The 21303-nt window shown below is 39.9% G+C and carries 16 protein-coding genes and 1 CRISPR repeat array (1 of these 17 cut by a window edge); of the genes, 14 read left to right on the top strand and 2 right to left on the bottom strand.

Going from position 1 to position 21303, the window contains the following annotated elements:
- Positions 1-219: 219 nt before the first annotated feature.
- The 6 genes from PSM36_RS05845 (at position 220) to PSM36_RS05870 (ending at position 7821) form a co-directional block, all read left to right on the top strand.
- A complete protein-coding gene (locus tag PSM36_RS05845) occupies positions 220-3324 on the top strand; it encodes a SusC/RagA family TonB-linked outer membrane protein (RefSeq protein WP_232001526.1) in 3105 nt (1034 codons plus the stop codon).
- A 100-nt stretch (positions 3325-3424) separates the two neighbouring features.
- Positions 3425-5266 carry a RagB/SusD family nutrient uptake outer membrane protein gene (locus tag PSM36_RS05850; RefSeq protein ID WP_076929673.1) on the top strand — a complete coding sequence of 614 codons (1842 nt, stop codon included), beginning with the start codon at positions 3425-3427 and terminating at the stop codon, positions 5264-5266.
- A 13-nt stretch (positions 5267-5279) separates the two neighbouring features.
- On the top strand, positions 5280-5957 hold the full coding sequence (locus PSM36_RS05855; protein WP_232001527.1) for a DUF3823 domain-containing protein: 678 nt from the start codon (positions 5280-5282) through the stop codon (positions 5955-5957).
- Between the two features lie 155 nt (positions 5958-6112).
- Positions 6113-6889 carry a Cof-type HAD-IIB family hydrolase gene (locus tag PSM36_RS05860; RefSeq protein WP_076929678.1) on the top strand — a complete coding sequence of 259 codons (777 nt, stop codon included), beginning with the start codon at positions 6113-6115 and terminating at the stop codon, positions 6887-6889.
- A gap of 206 nt (positions 6890-7095) precedes the next feature.
- On the top strand, positions 7096-7389 hold the full coding sequence (locus PSM36_RS05865) for a type II toxin-antitoxin system HigB family toxin (RefSeq protein ID WP_019539881.1): 294 nt from the start codon (positions 7096-7098) through the stop codon (positions 7387-7389).
- A 15-nt stretch (positions 7390-7404) separates the two neighbouring features.
- Positions 7405-7821: an XRE family transcriptional regulator gene (locus PSM36_RS05870; protein ID WP_076929680.1), complete on the top strand. Its 417-nt coding sequence runs from the start codon at positions 7405-7407 to the stop codon at positions 7819-7821.
- A gap of 136 nt (positions 7822-7957) precedes the next feature.
- On the opposite strand, the gene PSM36_RS05875 is transcribed toward PSM36_RS05870, so the two are convergent.
- Positions 7958-8725 (bottom strand): gamma-glutamyl-gamma-aminobutyrate hydrolase family protein, encoded by a 768-nt coding sequence (locus PSM36_RS05875; RefSeq protein ID WP_076929682.1) that lies wholly within the window; start codon positions 8723-8725, stop codon positions 7958-7960.
- Positions 8726-8735: 10 nt separating this feature from the next.
- The gene (locus tag PSM36_RS05880; RefSeq protein ID WP_083710947.1) at positions 8736-11876 is read right to left on the bottom strand and encodes a glycoside hydrolase family 2 TIM barrel-domain containing protein; all 3141 of its coding nucleotides are present in this window, start codon (positions 11874-11876) and stop codon (positions 8736-8738) included.
- An 820-nt stretch (positions 11877-12696) separates the two neighbouring features.
- Between PSM36_RS05880 and cas9 the strand changes: the two genes are divergently transcribed.
- The 8 genes from cas9 (at position 12697) to cas2 (ending at position 20157) form a co-directional block, all read left to right on the top strand.
- Positions 12697-17229: a type II CRISPR RNA-guided endonuclease Cas9 gene (cas9, locus tag PSM36_RS05895; RefSeq protein WP_076929686.1), complete on the top strand. Its 4533-nt coding sequence runs from the start codon at positions 12697-12699 to the stop codon at positions 17227-17229.
- An 88-nt stretch (positions 17230-17317) separates the two neighbouring features.
- Positions 17318-17656: a hypothetical protein gene (locus tag PSM36_RS17295; protein ID WP_139298098.1), complete on the top strand. Its 339-nt coding sequence runs from the start codon at positions 17318-17320 to the stop codon at positions 17654-17656.
- Positions 17625-17948 (top strand): UPF0158 family protein, encoded by a 324-nt coding sequence (locus tag PSM36_RS05905; RefSeq protein WP_076929691.1) that lies wholly within the window; start codon positions 17625-17627, stop codon positions 17946-17948. Before PSM36_RS17295 ends, PSM36_RS05905 begins: the two co-directional genes overlap by 32 nt.
- Positions 17949-17952: 4 nt before the next feature.
- Positions 17953-18480 carry a DUF6155 family protein gene (locus tag PSM36_RS05910; RefSeq protein WP_076929694.1) on the top strand — a complete coding sequence of 176 codons (528 nt, stop codon included), beginning with the start codon at positions 17953-17955 and terminating at the stop codon, positions 18478-18480.
- A complete protein-coding gene (gene cas1 / locus PSM36_RS05915) occupies positions 18477-19412 on the top strand; it encodes a type II CRISPR-associated endonuclease Cas1 (protein WP_076929697.1) in 936 nt (311 codons plus the stop codon). Before PSM36_RS05910 ends, cas1 begins: the two co-directional genes overlap by 4 nt.
- Positions 19413-19420: 8 nt before the next feature.
- Positions 19421-19627 carry a hypothetical protein gene (locus tag PSM36_RS05920; RefSeq protein ID WP_076929699.1) on the top strand — a complete coding sequence of 69 codons (207 nt, stop codon included), beginning with the start codon at positions 19421-19423 and terminating at the stop codon, positions 19625-19627.
- A gap of 25 nt (positions 19628-19652) precedes the next feature.
- The gene (locus tag PSM36_RS05925) at positions 19653-19817 is read left to right on the top strand and encodes an HIRAN domain-containing protein (RefSeq protein WP_232001557.1); all 165 of its coding nucleotides are present in this window, start codon (positions 19653-19655) and stop codon (positions 19815-19817) included.
- Between the two features lie 7 nt (positions 19818-19824).
- Complete coding sequence (gene cas2, locus PSM36_RS05930; protein WP_076929702.1) at positions 19825-20157, top strand: CRISPR-associated endonuclease Cas2; 333 nt, start codon at positions 19825-19827, stop codon at positions 20155-20157.
- 109 nt (positions 20158-20266) lie between these two features.
- Positions 20267-21303: a CRISPR direct-repeat array (repeat unit 47 nt; unit sequence GTTGTTCCAGATACCAAAGGTACAAACTTTTGAGAGCCAATCACAAC); it runs 1931 nt beyond the window's last position.

A 21303-nucleotide genomic window follows, 5' to 3' on the forward strand; every position in this document is an offset into this window, starting at 1 on the left:
TGCCCGGCGTTTTGCTGAACTACCTTGTGTTTTTTGACTATTAAATAAGTATCTGTTATAGTAGATCAGCTTTAGAGTGCTCGTCTGTTTTATCGTGAAAGAGAGAATGATTGTGAGGAATTATTTAATTTTTTTAATCTTTAGTTCAATATGCAAACAAAAAAATTAATTATTTTTTTATTTTCACTGTTTATCTTATTGATATTCAGTTTGGAGATAATGGCACAAAATGCTGTTGTCGGTAATGTGGTTGATGGAAATAATACGCCATTAATCGGGGTGAATGTTATTGAAAAAGGAACTACAAACGGAACCGTGACGGATGTTGACGGTAATTTTACTCTCAATGTTGATAATGGTGCAACTTTAGTTTTCAGCTACATTGGTTATATAACACAGGAAGTTGTTGTATCCGGCAGAAAATTGGATGTAGTTCTCCTTGAAGATACGGAAATGCTCGAAGAAGTTGTGGTGGTAGGTTATGGAACACAATCAAAAAGGAATATTTCAGGTTCTATCAGCAGTATAAAATCCGAAGATATTATTCGGTCGACATCCACAACTTTAAGTGGTGCCCTGGCCGGTAAGGTACAAGGTATAACCACCAGGGCTGCAGATGCAAGGCCCGGTAGGGGAGTGAATCTGCAAATCAGGAATATGGGAAATCCGTTGTATGTGATCGATGGTGTTCCCTATGGAGGGATTACCGGCGCCGATGCCTTTGGTATGTCGCAAGGGTCTGGAGAAGATATCTTTAATAATTTGTCGTTAGAGGATATTGAAAGTATTTCAATCCTGAAAGATGCTTCTGCAGCTGTTTACGGACTTAGAGCAGCGAACGGGGTTGTTTTGGTTACAACAAAGAAAGGTAGAAAAGATGATAACATAAATGTGAATATAAATGGTTATTATGGCCTTCAGAATTTTACCAGATATCCCCAACCCGCAAATGCATATCAATTTGTGAGGGCAAGGGTGGAGTCCGAGCAGAATTACGGTAGGAATCCGGCAGCCCTTTACAGTCCGGAAGAATTGGCTAAGTGGCAAGCGGGGACTGAACCGGGGTACAAGAGTTATGATTATCTGGATATTGTTACACGTAGGAATGTTCCCCAGTATTATTTGAATGCGAATGTTTCGGGTGGAACAAATAGGGCGACCTATTACCTGTCTGTGGCGCATACGGATCAGGATGCGATACTGAGAGATTTCTATTATAAGAGATCTAATGTACAGGCCAATCTGGAAGCTAATTTGACAAGTGGATTAACAGTAGGTACGCAGATGAGCGCCATATTGGAAACTACACATAATGTGGGTGTACCCGGATTAGATGACTATTTTAACCCCTTGTTGAGTGTTTTCACGATGTGGCCTATAGAAAGTCCTTATGCCAATGATAATCCCAACTATATTCACCAGACACATAATGTAAATGTGAATCCGGCTACATATAAAGATGACGTGACCGGTTGGGTCGACCAGATTAACCGGACTATGAATGTAAACCTCTATGCACAATATAAATTTAATTTCGGGTTGACATTGAAAGGAATGTACGCTTATAACTATAGGAATGATGATTTTGACGGATTTGAATATACATACGATGCCTATAGGTACGATCCCCAGACGGATACCTATTACACACAACCCGGATGGGGTAATCAAAACCCCTGGCGTGAAAAGCACAAAAGAAATGTAGTACAGCGTTTCCAACAGTTTTCAGCTTCATACGACAAAGTCTTTGGTGATCACACTGTGTCGGCCGTATTAGCTTATGAACAGTCGGACTATGATAACACCTACCTGGTTATCCACACTGTTCCTTCCAACAATTACATTGAAAAAATGTATCTGGACGAACAGGATTACCTTGCGGACGACTGGAGTTATCAGGCGCGTGCAGGTTATATAGGGAGGATAAACTATAATTATAAGGAAAGATATATCCTTGAAGTGCTTGGGCGTTATGATGGATCTTATCTTTACTATACGGACAGTCAGTTTGGCTTCTTCCCGGGGATATCTGCAGCATGGAGAATTTCCGACGAGAGTTTCTTTGCTCCTCTTAAAAGTGCTGTGAGTGATCTGAAATTCAGAGCTTCTTATGGTGTTACAGGAAGTGAGATATGGAACACGGCTAACTTCAATGAACCTTTCCCCATGTTTAGTTATCTGGGAGGGTTCAATTTTGGAGACGGGAACTCCGTTTTGGATGGAAATTTTGTCAACGGGTTAAGACCAAGAGGATTGCCGGTGCGTAATCTGTCATGGGTAGAGAATAAGACAACCAATGTAGGGATTGACATTTCCCTGTTAAACTATAAGCTGACTGCCAGTTTCGACCTGTTCGAAAGAAGACGTACAGGGTTGCCCGCTGCCCGTTATGATGTTAAATTACCTTCTGAGGTGGGTTATAGCCTGCCGAGGGAGAACCTGGAATCGGATGCACACCGGGGTATTGAAGGTCTGGTTTCTTATACGGATCATATTGGAGATCTTCAGTACAAGGTTGCGGCAAATGCTTCCCTTGCAAGGAGAAGATGGCTGGAGGCCTATAAACCCAGATTCGGTAATTCCTGGAATGAATACCGGAATTCCAGCGAAGACCGGTGGACGGGCATTACATGGGGGTATCAAATTATAGGACGTTTCAAGTCAGCAGAAGAGATTGCTAACTATCCCGTAAATATTGATGGCAGGGGTAATACGGATCTGTTGCCCGGCGATTTTATCTATAAAGACGTAAATAATGACGGTATTATCAATTCTCTTGATGAGAGGCCGATAGGTTATGCTTTAGGTGCCCAGCCATATATCAGTTATGGATTGAATATCGGGTTGAATTGGAAGAACTGGTCTCTCACTGCCGATTTCGCCGGTGCAACCATGCAGAGTTACAGGAGAAACTGGGAACTTAAGTTCCCATTCCAGAACAACGGCAGCGCACCGCACTATATGTTTGAAGACCGTTGGCACAGGGAAGACCCTTACAATCCCAATAGCAATTGGGTCTCGGGAACGTATCCGGCCATCAGGCAAAACCTGAGAGGTGATCACCCGATCTATTGGACAAATGACTTTTGGGTAACCAATGTGAATTATTTCCGGTTGAAGAATGTGGAGTTGGGATATGTCCTGCCTAAGAACTGGAGTGAAAAAATAGGTTCTTCCCATGTCCGTTTATATGTCAACGGAACAAACATATTCTCATTGGATAATGTAGGGAGATTTGAAATCGATCCGGAAATAGCTTCGGAAAACGGACTGGTTTATCCGCTTCAGAAAATGCTTTTATTCGGTGTTAATCTAACGTTTTAAAAATAATCGTATGAAACGAGCATGATAACTGTTCTCATCCGAGTTCATCACTAAATGCGAGTTCCATACGACACCATTGAAAATAAATAATTTTAGTCGTATGAAAAAAGATATTCAATACTATAGCATAATAGCTTTATTATCTGTTATTCTTGTATCGTGTCATGGGGATTGGCTTGACAGGAATCCTAAAACGATCATTATGGAAGAACAGGTTTGGAACGATCCGAAGCAAATCGTGGGTCTGCTGGCCAATTTCTATAACCGATTGCCGGTATTTACCGGACTCGAAGGCAATTGGAGAGATATGACAATGTTTGATGACGCTATGTGGTCCGGTTATTCAGGAGAGGAGTGGAGGAATCAGATGTCGTCTTACGGGAACAATCTGGGAGAAATATGGGATTATGGACTGGTACGTGATATTAATCTTTCACTTGAAGGTATTGACGAATATAGTACAGCACTCAGTGAGAGTGAAAAAAACCTTTACAAAGCAGAATTGAGGTTCATAAGAGCGTATTATTACTTCGAAATGGTAAGGAGAATGGGAGGAATACCGCTGATTACCGAACAACTGGTATATGATTTTAGTGGCGATCCTACTTATTTACAACATCCCCGGGCTACGGAAGCGGCTGTTTATGAATTTATTGCCAATGAAATGGATGAAATCAAAGATCAACTCGGCAATGAAGGGAGTACGACGAGAGCCAACGAGTTTATTGCACTCGCATTGAAGAGCAGGGCTATGCTGTATGCCGCATCCTTGGCAAAATACAATAACCTTATGGCCGTGCCCGTTACAACTCCCGGTGGGGAGGTCGGGATACCGGCTTCTAAAATTGAGGAATACTACAATGCTTCTTTAGAGGCTTCGTTGGCAATTATTAATTCAGGGAAATATTCATTATACAGAGGCAACCCTCATTTAGGTGAGAACTATTATGAAATCTTTGATAAGAAAACAGGTAACAATGAAGTGATTTGGGTAAAAGATTATAAAGCACCCGATAAAAGACACTGGTTTTCTTACGATAATATTGCCCGCGGATTAAGAGAGGATAATCTGGCTTCTTCTTGTGTAACCCCATCGTTGAATCTGGTGGAAAGCTATCCTTATCTCGACGGAACAGCCGGTACGCTGAAAAACAGAACCAATGATAACTCCGATTACATATATTACGATGATCTGTCGGATATTTATGCCAATAAAGACTGGCGCTTGTATGGAACTGTTCTCTTCTCGGGAGCATCGTTCAAAGGTTTGTCGGCAGGTATTCAGGCCGGAGTGAAAGTCTGGAATGGCACATCATACAATACTGTTGAAGGGGAAGACATCGGAACAATGTATACCGATGGTGGAGTATTGGTCGGAAATTCAGGACCTCACCGCTCCATGCAGGAAGTTTCCAATACTGGCTTTTATTTGAGGAAACTCATCCAATCAGGGGCAGGGACAAGTACCCGTGGTATTTTGAGCGATAACTGGTGGATACATTTCCGTCTTGCAGAGATATACCTGAATGCCGCGGAAGCTATGATGGAGCTGGGCCTTCCGGATGCGGTCAGGTACGTGAATGAATTGAGGGAAAGAGCAGGACATCCTGCTAACAGTCTTTCGGATTTGAATTTGGATATCCTGATGAATGAGAGACGAATAGAGTTGGCGTTTGAAGATCACCGCTATTTCGACCTGAAGAGATGGAGAAAAGCACATACTGTTTGGAATGGCGATGCAAATAATCCCAATACAATGATTTATGCCCTTTATCCTTACCGGGTAGTAGGTGGCCCTAATGATGGAAAATATGTATTCGATAAAATGATCGCACCGCGTTTCAGGAATCCGAGATATTTTCAATTGGCTAATTACTATACATTTATTCCTCAACATGCAAGGGATAATAATCCTAAAATTGTTCCAAATCCATTTCAATAAAAAAATGAAAACGATGAAAACGAAAATATTTTTGACAACATATATCAGCGCTATTCTCCTTCTGCTGCTTTTTAGTTGTGAGAAAGATAATTTTAGTGCTCCGGAGTCCATGTTATCCGGGAAAATAACTTATAACGACGAATCAATAGGTGTCAGGTCAAACGCCCTGCAATTAGAGTTGTGGCAACATGGTTATCAGAATTTCACGAAAATTCCCGTACATATCGATCAGGATGGAACTTTCTCCGCCATGTTGTTTGATGGGAATTATAAATTAGTCCGTATGAACGGGGCTCCGTGGGAAAACAATACAGACTCTATAGATGTGGTAGTTAAAGGAAATACTGTAGTGGATGTTCCCGTTGTCCCTTATTTCACGATAAGTAATGCTGCTTATTCCAGAAATGCCAAACAGATAACAGCCACATTTACGGTCAACAGGGTAAGTAATCAGAGAGAGTTGAGGGCGGTTCGTCTTTTCCTGGGAAGAACTATTATTACCGATAATGGGTATAATATTGCGAGTGCAGAAAAACCGGCATCCGAAGTTACACTCGGTACAGCGGTTACGTTAACCGTTACTATACCGGATTCCCATACTGAAAAGTTCCTATATGCAAGAATAGGAGTGGAGACAGAGGGTATAGGCCAATTATTGTATTCTCCTTCGGAAAAAATTCAATTGGATTGATGATGTAGAGAAGATTATAAATTAAGTACTTAAAGGGCATGAGCAAGGTAAATTCTACCTGTTCATGCCCTAAATTTATTATTACTCTGATATTTACACCTATTATCTGTCATAAATTTTGTACTTTTGTGCAAAAGTTAGGTTATAAGCATTTTATGGTTAAAGCAATATTTTTTGATATTGACGGTACATTGGTCAGTTTCAAAACACATCGGATACCCGATTCCGCCCGGAAATCGATCGAGATGATCAGGAATAAGGGGATTAAAGTATTTATCGCCACCGGCAGGCACTCTTCAGTGATCAATAATCTGGACGACATGGAGTTCGACGGATATATCACGATGAATGGATGTTACTGCCTGCAAGGTAACGATAATGTTATATTTAAAAAAAGTATCGACCAGGCAGATGTCAATAGCTTTATCGATTATATACAACAGAAAAGGGAACTTCCCTGCCTCTTTGTAGAAGAACACCGTCTTTCTTTTAATTATATCGATGAAGATGTGAAATTTCTGATGAGCCTGTTGAAACAGGAAATGCCTCAGATAAATGATCTTGATTATTACCGGGACAAGGAATTATTCCAATTAACGGCGTTTTTCAAAGATTCTCAGGAAGAGGAAGTGATGAGTCTGTTGCCGAACTGTTCAGCTATGCGATGGTATCCGACTTTTGCCGATGTCATAGCTAAAGGGGTGGATAAAGGTGTCGGAATAGACCAATTCTGTAATTATTATGGATTCTCCCTGGAAGAGACGATGGCTTTCGGTGATGGAGGAAACGATATTGAAATGCTTCGTCATGCGGGTATAGGCGTGGCAATGGGAAATGCAAAGGAAGAGATCAAACAGGCGGCAGATTATGTGACCGACACTGTCGATGATGATGGTGTACTAAAGGCATTACAACATTTTGGGTTGGTGTAAGATCGAGTATCTATCCTATCGAAATTAATCAAGATACTAAACTATACAAACGACTAGTTGTCTATATTATAAAAAATGCCTCGCAGATAGGTGAGGCTCTAAATTACTTAATAATCATAATTCCTCAAAATAATCATGCGAAAACTTTGCAAAATGTAAAGTTTTCCATATATTTGCATATATGACCAGAAGATCAGTAGAAGATAATGATTATAATTGAGAGTCAAATACTCGATGAATTTGTAGAGAAGCATGCCGATTGTCGGAAAGCAGTCCAAAACTGGATTAATAAAGTGGAAGATGCTGAATGGAAATCGCATACCGACTTAAAGATGGACTTTCCTTCTGCCGATTATGTGAAAAACGGACGATATGTATTCAATATTCGGGGTAATAAATACCGGTTGATCGTGGTTGTTGTTTTCGTAGCAGGTCAATTAATTGTCCGTTTTATAGGTACTCATGCTGAGTATGATAAAATTAATGCAGAATCTGTTTAAAAAAGGAGATGAGTTATGAAAATGAAATATTTAGATCTGAAAGAAATAAAGGATTTATCTCAATTCACAGAGATAAAAGCATATTATGAAGATATATTGCAGAAAGCTACGGAAACCGGAGCTCTGGAAGTGCAGGATGCTGATAATGAATATATCAAAGAATTAGACCGTATAGGCAAAATAGTATATGCGTATGAAAGGTTACATTTTCCCGCGAAGAATTTGAAGTTTAAATCTCCTTTGATTATCTCAATCGAAAATGAACTCGACAAGAGGCAATTAAAACAACGTCAAGCGGCAGAACTGTTGGATGTCAAAGAATCAACATTCAGCCAAATTATGAAAGGAAAGCGGTCTGTTCCAAAGATAATGGCTAAGAAATTGTACTCGGAATTCAATATTGACCCGGTACTTATTTTGGAAAATTTATAAAATTAGAATAATATTACATTGGCCGGTTATTACGATTTTGTTTTTGCCCTGGGTTCTGGGCTCTGGATATCTACTTAACTAAAAACTCCCTTACGAGAACAGTGTCGTAAGAGAGTTCAAAGTTTGAATGTCTTCTTTATTTTGATGCTTCTGTGAGTGCTCTAAAGAGCGGCAGGAATGTGTCGTCTCCTTTGGATACAAATCCTTCGGGGTGGAATTGTACTCCTACAACGAATTGGTCTCCCTCTTTTTCAATAGCCTCTACCACTCCGTCTTTTGCTCTTGCACTGATCTTAAACCCTTTGGCAATATCTTTTACCGCCTGATGGTGAAAAGAGTTAACTACTACCGACTCTCTGCCGAGTATTTTATAGAGTTTTGAGTTCTTATCAATATCGATAGTATGCGTTCCGTAGCTGCTTGGAGCATTTTGAGAGTGCTTCACAAATGTACCTTCGACCTGGGATGGGATGTCCTGATAAAGTGTCCCGCCAAAGGCAACATTCATAGCTTGTTCTCCACGACAGATTCCCAATACAGGTAATCCCTTTTCTACGGCCATTCTGATAAGAGTTATATCGAACTCGTCTCTTTTCGGGGCAATACCGCCCATGGCACGTACAGGCTCTTCGTTAAACCATTTTAGCGGGTCAATATCTTCTCCTCCGGTCATAACAAGACCATCGATTACTTCCAGAACACGCGTAAGCTCCTCCTTATCGGAGGTCATAGGGATAACAAGAGGAACACCCCCTGCTCTTTTAATCGAGTTGATATAGGTAAGTGGAGCAGATGCAGAACTTTCGGTTGCGACTGAAGATACACCGATAATAGGTTTTTTCTGGGCATAAGCAGATATAAGTGTAAATATCAGTACAATGGATAATAGACTTCTTCTTTTCATACTCAAGACTTTACAAGTTATCCAGGCTAATAGTATAACTGTATCTGTATTCTTTGTCTGAGAACCTGTACTCGTTCAGCGGTTTAGCTCCCCATGAATTTAGTCCGGCTACGCCGCGTTGGAACAGATCGACACAGAGAACAGTCTCTTTACGGGGAAGTACATCCGACCAGTGTTGTTGTTTCTTGGTCATTCCCGGATCAAGGTCTTCCGGACGGTAGTTGGTCGCACTTACCGACAACGGTTGAGGTCCGTCCACCCTTATGCCTTTACCTGCTTCATTCTGGAGTGTCAGCCAGCGGACATCGGTTTTATTCCCGGTTTCCTGTGGACGATAATAGGTATAGGCCTGATTCTTTACAAGACCTTCCCAGATACCCATAAATGTATCGGTATTGCGGTCGATGTAATTCTCCCACGGCCCGCGCCCGTACCAGCGGAATTGATTGTATTCTTCCGGCAGAACCATCAGCATACCGAAACGCATCATCTCCGGAAGCTCGTTGCTCTGTGCCTGATAATGGAGATCAGTGGTAAAGCTCCCGTCGTTATTGACGGTGTAAGTAATATCCACAAAGGCTTCTATCCCTCTGAGTTTGGCGCGGTACATAAATGATACGCCGTTGTTGTTTTCTTTCATATCGCGGTAACTGTAAATCACATTATGACTTGCTGCGTCCCAGAGACGAAGATTATATTGCTCTCCCGAACCGAAGTCATTGTCGACCGGAGCCCTCCAGAAATTCAGGCGGGGCAGTTCCTTAAAGATATTTTTCCCGTTTACTTTTGCACTGGTCAATGACCTGCCATCTCTTACCGAAAAGACGTACTCTTTGTTGCCCGATGTTACGGTTACGTTTTCATCCTTTCGGGATACATTAAGAGTTCCCGTATGTTCACCGGAAACAAAATAGTTATTGGCTTCGAAAGCAAATTCTTCTTTGGCCACTTCAAAACCGGGTTTAATAAATTCATTTCCTTTTTTGTCATAAGCGAACAGATGGAGGAAATACTCCGTGCCCTTTTCAGGTTGTATTGAAGGGAGTTTCAATTGAACATCCTTGCCGGAATTTACCGGGACTTCTACGGCGAAATCTCCTTCGGCAACTTTTTCACCGTTTTTCAATAACACCCACTTATAGCCGAACCCATCGTTGGTCAGATTGGTGAATTTAAAATCATTGATCACAGTGATAAGACCTTTGTTGAGGTCTTTTGCCTCAAAAAGAATGTTCTGATAAACCTTTTTCACTATATGGGTATGGGGCATATAATTCTGGTCGGGAGTAACAAGTCCGTCCATGCAGAAATTGCCGTCGTTTTGTTTGTTGTATCCCTTCAGGTCTCCTCCGTATGCCCAGTAGAAGCGTCCCTGTTCGTCATGGGCAGGATATCCGTGATTGTACCATTCCCAAATGAAGCCTCCCTGCATATTCTTGCTGCTGCGCATCAGTTCCCAGTATTCCGGGAAATTACCCATACTGTTGCCCATCGCATGTGCATATTCGCACATAATATAGGGACGCCCCAGGTCCTGGGCAGCATCACGCTTCATACTTTCCCAGGAGGGATACATCGGGCAGATAATATCAGTATTCCTGTTACGTCCGGCTTGTTCATACTGTACCGGGCGGCTCGGATCGCGTTGCTTGGCCCAGTCATACATATCGAAGAACGCTTTTCCGTTGCTTGCCTCGTTACCCAGTGACCAGATAATCACAGAGGGATGATTTTTATCCCTTTCCACTAAACGGGTGACGCGATCCATATGTTGTCCGTGCCACTCCGGGAAGTTGGAAACATTGTCGGGGCCGTAACCCAGCCCGTGTGACTCCAGATTGGTTTCATCCACGAGGTAGATACCATATTCATCGCAGAGTTTATACCATAAAGGTTGTTGAGGATAATGAGATGTGCGGACAGCATTGATATTCAGTTCTTTCATCAATTGCAGGTTTCGCATCATGATCTCTTTGTCTACTACCTGCCCTTTATTGGTATTGAATTCGTGTAGGTTGACGCCCTTCAGGAATATTTTTTGCCCGTTCACCAGAAGTTGTCCGTCTTTAATTTCCACTCTGCGGAATCCGATTTTGGAAGAGGTTGCTTCAATCAGGTTGCCTCTTTCGTCTTTAAGGGTTAGCAGAAGGGTATAGAGGTTCGGTGTTTCTGCCGTCCATTTGTCCGGATTGGGTACTCTTCCCGACAGGCTGATCTCTTCAGAAAGAGAAGCGCCTATCGTTGCGTCCTTTGTCTGTTGGAAAACATTTTTTCCGTTTTTATCCAGGATGGAAATCTCCAGTTTACGATTTTGGATCTGATCGGTATAGTTTTTCAACTCTACTTCAATACTGAACTGTCCATGCCTGTAGGAGTCATCCAGATCGGGATGAGCGAAGAAGTCCTGTATGCGGGTATCATCTGTGCTGTACAGGTAAACGCTGCGGTTAATCCCTCCCAAACGCCACATATCCTGGTCTTCCAGGTAAGAGCCGTCGCTGAATTTATGTACCTGGCACGCCAACAGGTTCTTACCCGGACGAATATAGGGTGTAATATCGAACTCCGCCGGACTTTTGGCGTTTTTATTGATACCTACTTGTTTCCCGTTTACAAAGACAACCATGAAATTGGTACCCCCCTCAAAATGGAGGAATACCCTTCTACCGTTCCATGTCTCGGGAATAGTAAATGTCTGACGGTAGGCGCCTACCGGCGAATCATTCCGGTCGATATGAGGAGGATTTTTCGGGAATCCGAAGCCGATATTCACATACATAGGAATACCGTATCCATTGAATTCCCAGTTTCCGGGAACGGGCATTTTGCCCCAGGCGCTGTCATCGTAGTTTTCATTGAAAAAACCTACAGGAACTTCATCAACTTTCGGCACCCAATGAAATTTCCAGGTTCCGTTGAGGGACTGATAATAAGGTGAACGTTCATATTCATCGGCGATGGCAGTCTGTTCGTCAGCATAAGGAATAGCCGTAGCCCTTGTTTTTTCGGTATTTACCGCGAAAATTTCCGGATTTTCCCAATCAGGAGCCTTATCCTGTGCCTGAACTCTTCCTGAACCCTGATCCTGCGCATGGATAAATGCTATATGCATCAACATTGTTAAAAAAATAATATAAGAAAATGACTTCATGTGTATATACTTTTATACTTTGGTGAATAAATTTAATATCTGTTTTCTGTTTTTCCTTGCAGTGCAAATTTACATGATTTTCTTTGAAAAAACCATATGTCCAGACGGAACGGCCAGTTTGTTTGACGTGAAAGAACATGGCTTTCTTGAATGTGTTGTAAAGATAGTTGTTTTTTTATTATTTTTGTGTCGATTGATCATAGTTTAATTGAAATAGTATTAAGGAAATGAATAGCAGAAATAGAGATACCAGTGAGAATTTAATTACATCCACGTTCATGCTAATTTTAATTGAACGTGACGATGGAGAGAAGAAACAAACATTGGAGAATTGAACAACGGAACAGGGTTTACAAAGCTAAAATGAAGTTATTCGCCTCTTATGGCGGTATTTTTATTCTTAATAACGAAAGAGTAACTAATCCCCGGTGGATTGAACTGTACAAGGCGAACTGGAGTCCGGTCTATAAGTCCGTTAGGACTCCGTGTAGTTGTAGGATGTGTCGAGGAGAAATTTATAACCGTTGTGCATACAAGAAAGAGACAATAAGATTGATCGAAGAAATCATTTGAATTTGAGAGAGGGACCTAATTCCCTCTTTTTTAATATTTTCCCCAATCTCTTTGACGTACAGAATAAAAAAGGCGAGTTGCCCCGCCTTACATGTTTTCACAACGGAATAATCCTTATTGTGATTTGCTTTCAAAAGTTGTAACGGCAAATGTATGAAAATAAATTTAATATGCAAAATGATTTGTTAAATAAAATATTCATTTTAACTTTACGGGCAATAAAATAACGTGTTTAATTGTATACGACATGAAAAAGCATATTCTGGGTTTAGATCTGGGTACCAACAGTATTGGATGGGCATTGGTGGAGGTTGATGAAAACAATAAACCATGCAGTATAGAAGGTATGGGAAGTCGGATTATACCAATGAGTCAGGATATATTGGGAAATTTTGAAAGTGGAAATTCTATTTCACAAACAGCAGAAAGAACTGCTTATCGCGGAACAAGAAGATTGCGTGAGCGTCATTTGTTGCGTAGGGAACGTTTGCATAGAGTGCTGAATGTGTTAGGCTTTTTGCCTGAACATTATATGAATCAGATTGATTTTGAGAAACACTTGGGGAAATTCTTTACTGACCTAGAACCTAAATTGGCTTGGAAAGAAAATGCGAATGGAAAATATGAATTTATTTTTCAGTCTTCGTTCAATGAAATGGTCTCCGAATTCAAAAAAGCTCAACCTTATTTATTTGAAAACGGAAAGTTGATTCCTTATGATTGGACTATTTACTATTTGCGTAAAAAAGCCTTATCTCAAAAAATAAAAAAAGAAGAATTGGCTTGGATTTTATTGAATTTTAATCAGAAACGGGGTTATTATCAGTTGCGTGATGAGGTGGACGAAGAAAATCCAAACAAATTAGTTGAATTCCATTCGTTGAAAGTGATTGATGTCGTGCCGGACGAAAGTGCTAATAGCAAAGGCGAAACATGGTATTCTCTTCATTTGGAAAATGGTTGGATTTATCGGCGTTCGAGTAAAACACCTCTTTTTGATTGGAAAGATAAAGTCCGTGATTTTATTGTCACGACAGATTTAAATGATGATGGTACGATAAAAACCGATAAAGAGGGTAATGTCAGGCGTTCGTTTCGGGCACCGGCGGAAGATGATTGGACTTTATTAAAAAAGAAAACCGAAGCAGACATTGATAAAAGCAAGAAAACTGTCGGAACATACATTTATGATGCTTTGTTGGAAAATCCATCACAAAAAATAAAAGGGAAATTAGTACGCACCATCGAACGGAAGTTTTACAAAGAAGAACTGAAACAGATTCTTCAAAAACAACAGGAGTTTCATCCCGAATTACAGGATGAGGATTTGTATAACGAGGCTGTTCGTGAGTTGTATCGTAGCAATGAATCCCATCAACTCGCTCTTGGTAAAAGAGACTTCACGCATCTTTTTTTGGAAGATATTATTTTCTATCAACGTCCGTTGCGAAGCAAAAAATCGTCCATTGGGAATTGTTCGTTGGAATATAGGAAGTACCGTGATAAGGAAGGAGTGGAACATATCGAATACTTGAAAGCGGCGCCTAAGTCAAATCCTTATTACCAGGAATTCCGTTTGTGGCAATGGCTCTATAATTTAACTATTTACAGGAGGAATGACGATACGAATGTAACCCAAGAATTCTTGAACAGCGTGGAAGATTATGAGACTTTGTTTGATTTTCTGGATAACAGAAAGGAAATTAGGCAAGACACGTTGATAAAGTTCCTGTTGGAGCAAAAAGGTTTTAAGGGAAAAATGTTGGCTAACGAAGCATCAAAATATCGTTGGAACTTTGTGGATGACAAGGAAAAAGTATATCCATGTAACGAAACAAAAGCTTTGATTGTATCCCGGCTGGCGAAAGTTGAAAACCTGCCTGACGGTTTCTTGAAAAGGGAAACTGAACAACAACTCTGGCATATTATCTACTCCGTTACTGACAAGGATGAATACGAAAAAGCATTGAAATCGTTTGCCGAAAGACATGGATTGGATGTAGCATCATTTGTGGAAAATTTTAAAAAGTTTCCGCCTTTCAAAAGCGAATATGGTTCATTCTCGGAAAAAGCCATTAAAAAATTATTGCCTTTGATACGGACTGGAAAGTACTGGGATTGGGGGAAAATTGACGAAAGTACGAAAAAACGTATTGATAAAATTATAACAGGAGAGTATGATGAAAATATAAAAGAGAGAGTCCGGGAGAAAGCCATTCATTTGAAAGAAGAGGGATATTTTCAAGGCTTGCAACTTTGGTTGGCAAGTTATATCGTTTATGGTCGCCATTCCGAGCCAGGCATTGCCGGAAAATGGAATTCTGTCAATGATTTGGAAAAGTACCTGCATGAATTCAAACAACACTCATTGCGTAATCCGATTGTCGAACAAATTGTTACCGAAGCATTGAGAGTGATAAGAGATATTTGGGCGCATTATGGTAACGGAGTGAAAGATTTCTTTTCGGAAATTCATATCGAGTTAGGCCGGCAAATGAAACTACCTGCCGAAGACCGGAAAAAATTAAGCGATCAAGTGCTCGAAAACGAAAAAACAAACCTTCGTATCAAAGCCTTACTTGCAGAAATGTTGCATTATCCGGAAGTGGAAAACGTGCGGCCATACTCACCTATGCAACAAGAAGCCCTGAAAATATTTGAAGATGGAGTGTTAAGTTCTAATATCGAAATAGACGATGATATCCTTAAAATAAGTAAGACCGCTCAACCTTCTTCCTCGGAATTAAGACGCTATAAATTATGGTTAGAGCAAAAATACCGATCTCCGTATACCGGGCAAGTCATTCCTTTGAACAGATTATTTACTGCCGATTACGAGATAGAGCACATCATTCCACAAAGCCGTTATTTCGATGATAGTTTCAACAATAAAGTGATATGTGAGTCGGCTGTCAATAAACTGAAAGACAATCAGACCAGTTTTGAGTTTATAAAAAACCACCATAGCGAAATCGTTGAAGTAGGTTTTGGCAAAACGGTCAGAATTTTTGAAGAAGAAGAGTATCAAAAATTCGTGAAAGAACATTATGCGAAAAATCGCTCCAAACGGAATAAATTATTGATGGATGAAATTCCTGAGAAAATGATTGATCGCCAGATGAATGACACACGTTATATCAGTAAGTTTATTTCTTCCGTTTTATCCAATATTGTTCGTTCGGAAACAAATGACGACGGAATTAATTCAAAAAATATTGTTCCACTGAATGGTAAAATAACCGGTCGGTTAAAGCAGGATTGGGGACTGAACGATGTTTGGAACGATTTGATATTGCCTCGTTTTGAAAGGATGAACGAACTGACCGGTTCTAAAGACTTCACGGCTTACAATGAACGTTATCAGAAATATCTGCCGACAGTTCCGCTCGAATTCGCAAAAAACTTTCAGAAAAAGCGTATCGATCACCGTCATCATGCCATGGACGCTTTGGTTGTTGCGTGCGCTACGCGCGATCATGTGAATTTCCTTAACAATCAACATGCGTTGGACAAGAAGAAAACAAAAGAAGAAAAAGACAAAAGTCGATTCGACTTGCGTAATAAATTGTGTTTCAAAAATAAGGGAGATGATAAAGGCAATTATAACTGGCAGTTTTTCAAACCTTGGGGTAATTTTACCGTTGATGCCCGCAATGAATTGGAAAAAATCATTGTCAGTTTCAAGCAGAATCTTCGTGTGATAAATAAAAGTGTCAATTATTACCAACGGTACATAGATGGTGAGAAAGTGGTTGACAAACAAACCAAAGGTGATAACTGGGCGATACGGAAGCCTTTGCATAAAGATACGGTATCGGGATTAGTGCGATTGCGAAAAACAAAAACTGTTTCATTAAATGCGGCGTTAGATAATTATCTTGATATTGTTGATAAAAGTTTGCGAAAACATATTATTTCGTTGGTCAGTCAAAATTACGATAAGAAAAAACTTGTGAGATATTTTAAAGAAAGGGAGAACCAATGGAATGGAATAGATATAACGAAAGTCGCTATTTATTATTGGGAAAACGACAATGTGGCTTCGAGGGTAAGTTTAGACACCTCGTTTAATGAAAAACGAATAATAGAAACAATAACTGATACAGGTATCCAAATGATTTTACTAAATCATTTAGAAAACTACAAAGGCAGATTGGACGATCAAGGAAAAGAAATTGTCCCCGAAAGTTTGGCTTTCACTCCCGAAGGAATCGACGAGATGAATAAAAATATCATTTTGCTCAACAATGGTAAATTCCATCAGCCAATTTTTAAAGTCCGAACCTATGAACCCAAAGGTAATAAATTCAATGTCGGATATGTTGGCAATAAAAAAACTAAATACGTTGAAGCCGCAAAGGGAACAAACTTGTTTTTTGCTATTTATGTAGATGATGAGGGCAAGCGGAGCTATGAAACAATTCCGCTGAACATCGTTATTGAACGCTTGAAGCAGGGACTAAAAGAAGTGCCTGAAAGAAATGAAAAAGGGCATAATCTTTTATTTTCTTTATCTCCGAATGATTTGGTGTATGTGCCGGGGGAAGAAGAGCTAACTACTTCATTAAATCATCAATTAGATCGAAATAGAATTTATAAAATGGTAAGTTCAAGCGGGAACCAATGTTTCTTTGTCAAAAGCGAGGTTGCAAATCCTATTGTTAATAAGGTGGAGTATTCAGTATTAAACAAGATGGAAAAATCAATCGACGGAATAATGATAAAACAAGTATGTAGGAAATTACAAGTAGATAGATTGGGGAATATACAATTTGCATAGCACCATATCAAAATCTTTATTAAAAAAGAATATCAAAGCCTCGTACAACAAACAAAGCCGTAAAAAATTACAAATAATAAAGATGCGCATGTCTACAGAACAATTATTAAACGAATGCCTTGTTATTTTGCGAAGTATTAAAGACGACAGGAAAAGTCTTGAAAAATTGCTTGGATTTATGAAAGAAGAATTTGTTGAAAACAACGAAATCAATCTTTTTGAAATACCAGACTATAAATTACAAGTTCCTCCGAAATACAGAAACTTAATTAGCGAAGTTGCTGGTAATATGTCAGCAGGGTTGATTAGTTTCGTAAATACGGAAACATTGGAAGTTGATGGAATGCCGAAAGAAATTTACTCGGATTTACCGTTGGAAGAAGATGATGAAGAGTATGAAGAAAGAAGAAGAAATGACAGACACTGATACGTATTCTGATGAAATATTCAGTTTTCGAAAATGGAAAGATTTTATAACGATTGAACCTTTGGAGTCGTCGGAAGCATATCGCATTATGGAATATTTTGTAGACAATCTGCCTAAGGGACATGCGAAGAACATATTGAACAATGCCATCAACGGCAAAAAACCATTCGCAAATTTCAACAATTTTATTCATCAATCGGAATATCGTGAACTTTGGTTTGAATTTAAGGATAGAATGTATGAAAAATACGTGATTGATAGTTATTTATATAAAATAACAGATAAAGGATAACCCTATGTCCAAACCCCGGTTGAAAAAAGAACTCCAACGCCTCACCAAAGAACAATTGGTAGAGCAAATACTGGATTTGTACGAAAAAAATAAAGCTGTAAAAGAGTTTTACGATTTTTATCTCAATCCGAAGAATGAAACGGCCTTGGCTGAAAAGTATAAGAAAATTATCCGTAAAGAATTTAATGTAGAGCATCCCGAACGTGGCGGTGAAAAATTTTCGGTTGCCAAACGTGCTATTTCGGATTTTCGTAGTTTGCAACCTTCACCCGAAGCATTAGCAGACGTGATGTTGTATTTACCTGAAAGCGCATGTGAACTGACTTATTGTTACGGTGACTATTCGGAACAATTCTATGATTCGACTTACAACAATTACAAGGCTGCCTTGGCGTTTATGCAAAAACACGGTTTGCTTGAACAATTTAAGTTGAGAGCCGAACAATGTGTACGTTGGGCTTCACCCTGCGGTTATGGCTTTGCGAGTGAAATTGCCGATCTATATTATGAATATTATAATGAATCACCATGATTAAACGCACGCTTTACTTCGGTAATCCGGCCTATTTATCCCTCCGGAAAGAACAACTGCTTATTCAATTGCCGGAAGTGGTGAAAAACGAAACGCTGCCCGAAACATTTAAAGACGACGCCGTGAAAACCGTTCCCATAGAAGATATCGGTGTGGTGATTCTGGATAACAAGCAAATAACCATTACTCATGGTGTCATTGAAAAACTGTTGGCCAACAACGTTGCACTCATTACCTGCGACAGTAGCCGGATGCCTCTGGGTTTGATGTTGCCCTTGTCCGGCAATACTACCCAAACCGAGCGCTTTAAACATCAACTGGGGGCATCGGTTCCGTTGAAAAAACAGTTGTGGCAGCAAACCGTTCAGGCAAAGATACAAAATCAGGCTCATTTGCTTCATTCTGCTACCGGCGAGGTGGTAAAGAACATGCAAATATGGGCTTCGGATGTAAAAAGCGGCGATCCAGACAATTATGAAGCTCGCGCCGCCGTATATTATTGGGCGAATATCTTTCCGCAGATATCCGGATTTTCAAGGAACAGGGACGGTATTCCACCCAACAATCTCCTGAATTATGGATATGCCATTTTAAGAGCAGTTGTGGCACGCTCATTAGTTGCCAGTGGACTACTTCCTACGTTGGGTATTCATCACCGGAACAAATACAATGCTTACTGTCTGGCCGATGATATCATGGAACCGTATCGCCCCTTCGTAGATAAAGTGGTCGTTGAAATTATAGAAAGTGAAGAGGATTATCAGGAATTATCCAAAAATATAAAAATGAGACTATTAAACATTCCCGTATTGGATGTTATCATCAACGGGCAACGTAGCCCGCTTATGATTGCGGCATCGCAAACTACCGCTTCTTTGGCAAAATGCTACAAAGGTGAAATACGGAAAATAGCATATCCGAATTTTGAGTAAAAGGCAATATGAACCTGAATTTGACAAATATCCCGGAAAAAGAGAGCCTGAAGGAAAAGTATTTCCTTTTGAAAGGAGAATACGTAAAATTATTGACCGACAAAGATAGTTTGTTGCAATGGGGTAAACCACAGTTAGAAGCGTTATATGTTGTGAAGATCGGTCATAAACAGTTGCAGTTGCTCGAAATTCAATTGGAAACGAGAGCTGGATAATAAACACGACAGTTTTACTATAGCTATTTACAATTCACAAGGCGATAAATTAGGTTATATTCCACGTGATAAAAATGAGATGTTGGCACGGCTGATGGATGCCGGCAAATGGTTTTATGCCAAAGTGAAAAATAAAGAGTGGGAGGGTAACTGGTTAAAAATAGATATGGAAATATATTTGAAAGAATAGAGGTTTTATGAATCGACTAAGCGAATATAGAATTATGTGGGTACTCGTATTTTTTGACCTGCCGACGGAGACGAAGAAAGATCGTAAGGTCTATACCGTTTTTAGGGATAAACTGATCAAAGACGGTTTTACCATGTTTCAGTTTTCCATCTATTTACGACATTGTGCCAGCCGTGAAAACGCCGATGTGCATATTCAACGTGTGAAAAACAATCTTCCACCACATGGGCAAGTCGGCATCCTGTGTATTACCGATAAGCAATTTGGCAACATGGAATTGTTTATCGGAAAAAAAGAAAAAGAAGTAACCACGCCCTACCAGCAATTAGAACTGTTTTAGAAAATAGAAATCCCGCCTTACCGGCAGGATTCCATGTTCGGAACAACGTCTTTTTTTAATTGTAATTTTCGGTATAAACCACTGGAAAATAGCGAAATGTTCAAATCCAGTTGTTCCAGATACCAAAGGTACAAACTTTTGAGAGCCAATCACAACAAAAATATTAATTTTAAACTTTGTAAAAAAGTTGTTCCAGATACCAAAGGTACAAACTTTTGAGAGCCAATCACAACGATCAGCCAATTGGCTTTGGTAAAGCGGCTGTTGTTCCAGATACCAAAGGTACAAACTTTTGAGAGCCAATCACAACAACAACAATCAAAATGAAGACGACGAAGAAGTTGTTCCAGATACCAAAGGTACAAACTTTTGAGAGCCAATCACAACTGGAGAGCGAGAATATTAAACTTAGAGTCAGTTGTTCCAGATACCAAAGGTACAAACTTTTGAGAGCCAATCACAACACTTCGACGTGATGGCTATTGAGATGGTCGGTTGTTCCAGATACCAAAGGTACAAACTTTTGAGAGCCAATCACAACCTATACTTCCGTTTTTGCGTCTCTGTTTGGTTGTTCCAGATACCAAAGGTACAAACTTTTGAGAGCCAATCACAACAGACTTGCTCCAACCTATCTTTAACTGCAAGTTGTTCCAGATACCAAAGGTACAAACTTTTGAGAGCCAATCACAACTATTACCAATAAAGCTCCAAGTTTGTCAAGGTTGTTCCAGATACCAAAGGTACAAACTTTTGAGAGCCAATCACAACACCTTGTAGTGTTTTATCAAAAATTACTAGTTGTTCCAGATACCAAAGGTACAAACTTTTGAGAGCCAATCACAACAGTGATTGGAAAACAAAGATTGAAACAAAAGTTGTTCCAGATACCAAAGGTACAAACTTTTGAGAGCCAATCACAACCGAATAACCTTGTGGTGGCGATGCTACCCGTTGTTCCAGATACCAAAGGTACAAACTTTTGAGAGCCAATCACAACAGTATGTTTACCGTACGAAAGAAACTTCGCGTTGTTCCAGATACCAAAGGTACAAACTTTTGAGAGCCAATCACAACTGTAAATACAGAGAAGACTCTTGATTAAAGGTTGTTCCAGATACCAAAGGTACAAACTTTTGAGAGCCA

The organism is Proteiniphilum saccharofermentans (genome assembly GCF_900095135.1).
In the GTDB taxonomy this organism is placed as follows: Bacteria; Bacteroidota; Bacteroidia; order Bacteroidales; family Dysgonomonadaceae; genus Proteiniphilum; species Proteiniphilum saccharofermentans.